Source organism: Burkholderia sp. BDU5 (assembly GCF_001522845.1).
GTDB classification, from domain to species: domain Bacteria; phylum Pseudomonadota; class Gammaproteobacteria; order Burkholderiales; family Burkholderiaceae; genus Burkholderia; species Burkholderia mayonis.
In genome coordinates this window covers 1-2,339 of the sequence record NZ_LOWC01000042.1, presented here as the reverse complement: position 1 = coordinate 2,339, position 2,339 = coordinate 1, and the positions used below count along the sequence as shown (strand labels likewise).

Sequence of the window (2,339 nt, the reverse complement as noted above, 5' to 3'; positions counted from 1 at the left end):
GGGGCCGCGCGCGCCGGCGTCCCGTTCCATGAGAACCCGCTGCGCGGCGCGCTCGCGCGCTTCGCACGGCAGTGGGGTTGCGGCTGGGCGGCGGCGAACGATTGCCCGCGGCCGTACACCTTCCATGACTGGGAGCAGGGGATCTGTTCGCGACCCATCGAACCGATGCGGAAAGCCGCATGAACTGGACCGGCCAATCTCACCGCGGCGACTGCCGCGACCTGATGCGCGCGATGATCGTTGACGGCGTGCGCGTGCAGACGATCGTGACGTCGCCCCCGTATTGGGGGCTGCGCTCGTACCTCCCGGACGGCCACCCGGACAAGCATCGCGAGATCGGGCAGGAGCCGACGCTGCGCGAGTTCATCGACACGCTCGTCGGCGTGTTCGAGCTCGCGCGCGAGCTGCTCGCGGACGACGGCACGCTCTGGCTGAACATGGGCGACAGCTACGCAGGTTCGCGCAGCGGCCCGGAAACCGGATCGACGCTGAACGGCACGCGGCGCAACCAGTCCGAGGCGAATCGCGCGATGACGGCGAGCCGCCGGCGCGACGATGCGCCGATACCGCGTTCCGACGTCCGCGTCGCTGGCCTGAAGCCGAAGGATCTCGTCGGCCAGCCGTGGCGCCTCGCATTCGCGCTGCAGGATGCCGGCTGGTATCTCCGTCAAGACATCATCTGGCACAAGCCGAACCCGATGCCGGAAAGCGTGCGCGACCGCTGCACGAAGGCGCACGAATACATATTCCTGCTCTCGAAGAGCGAGAAGTACTTCTACGACTTCGACGCGATGCAGGAGCCCGTCAGCGGTACCGCGCATGCGCGCGGATCTGGCGTGAACCCGAAGGCGCGTGAGCCAGCTGGATGGGATACCGGCCCTGGAAGCCACCGTGCGAAGGTCGGCCGCTATCCAGGAACCGGTGTCGGCTTCGGCCGCGGCTACGACGCAGTCGCGAAGCCGCGCGTGAAGCAGAACTCGTCGTTCTCGGCCGTCGTCACTGAAACGGTCACGACGCGGAACCGCCGCAGTGTCTGGACGGTCCCGACTCAGTCTTTCGACGGAGCGCACTTCGCGACATTCCCCGAGGCGCTCGTCGAGCCTTGTGTGCTCGCCGGCAGCCGGCCGGGCGACGTCGTGTTCGATCCGTTCTTCGGCAGCGGCACGACGGGACAGGTCGCGCAGCGGCTCGGCCGCCGCTTCCTCGGCTGCGAGCTGAACCCTGACTACGAGCAGCTGCAGCGCGATCGTCTGCGGCAGCCCGGCCTGATGCTGGAGGTGTCGTGATGGAGCGGCCGACTCTCCACGTCGTGTCCCTGTCGGGCGGCAAGGACAGCACCGCGACGCTGCTCGTCGCGCTCGATCTGCACGGCCGCGATAACGTCCGCGCAGTCTTCGCCGACACCGGCAACGAGCACGAGGCAACCTACGAGTACGCGCTCGACTACCTGCCGCAAGCGTTGGGCATTGCCGTTGACGTCGTGCGCGCCGACTTCACCGACGAGTTCGCGACGAAGCGCGCGAACCTCGCGCGGATCGCGGCGGGCGAGCCGGAATCGGCTGTCTACGGTAAGCGCGAGTTCATGTACGCCTGGACGCCTGAGGCGGCGGCACGCGCGCTGGAGCTGCTGCATCCGACAGGAAACCCGTTCCTAGATCTCTGCATGGTCCGAGGCGGCTTTCCATCGCGGAAGCGCCAGTTCTGCACCGAATACCTGAAGCGCAACCCGTTGACCGAGTATGCGATCGGCCTGATCGACGAGGGCCACTTCGTCGAATCGTGGCAGGGCGTGCGTGCGGACGAGAGCGAGGCGCGCCGGTGGCTTCCGCACTACGAATGGCGTGGCGGCCACTACGCAGTGTTCCGTCCGATCCTGCGTTGGAACGTCTCCGACGTGTTCGAGGCGCATGAGGTCGCGGGCATTGTGCCGAACCCGCTATACCGCGAGGGCATGTCGCGAGTGGGTTGCATGCCGTGCATCAACGCTCAGAAGGTCGAGATTCGCGAAATCGCGCGCCGTTTCCCCGAGCACATCGAGCGGATTGCGGCGTGGGAGCGGCTCGTATCCGAAGTATGCCGCCCGCGCAGTCCTGTCTCGTTTTTCCACCTTGGCACGCAATCGCATACCGGCCAAAGCAGCACGATCGAAGCTGTCGTGGAGTGGTCGAAGACCACCCGCGGCGGCCGGCAATACGACTTACTTGCGGATGCGGAGCCGGCGACCGCATGCGCTTCGGCGTACGGACTTTGCGAATGAATCAGCTCCCGAATCCTCTCACCCTTTCGAACGTCGAGCTGCAGTGCTCGATGTCGTATTATGGAACCTTGCTTCGGGCAGC

3 protein-coding genes are annotated in these 2,339 nt (G+C 66.4%); all 3 read left to right on the top strand.

The genetic code is table 11. The annotated features are described in order from the left end of the window. The coding region (locus WS69_RS34605; RefSeq protein ID WP_231747096.1) for a hypothetical protein at window positions 1–183 on the top strand (183 nt) is incomplete at its 5' end. Continuing rightward, window positions 180–1,286, top strand: coding sequence for a DNA-methyltransferase (locus WS69_RS08005; RefSeq protein ID WP_059470256.1), 1,107 nt, complete (start codon window positions 180–182; stop codon window positions 1,284–1,286). The genes WS69_RS34605 and WS69_RS08005, both read left to right, overlap by 4 nt. Then, window positions 1,283–2,257, top strand: a complete 975-nt coding sequence (locus WS69_RS08000; protein ID WP_197419227.1) for a phosphoadenosine phosphosulfate reductase domain-containing protein — start codon at window positions 1,283–1,285, stop codon at window positions 2,255–2,257. Before WS69_RS08005 ends, WS69_RS08000 begins: the two co-directional genes overlap by 4 nt. Window positions 2,258–2,339 lie beyond the last annotated feature (82 nt).

Coding starts and splice junctions, on each gene's coding strand:
- WS69_RS08005 (WP_059470256.1), top strand. CDS start 180: ATGAACTGGACCGGCCAATCTCACCGCGGCGACTGCCGCGACCTGATG.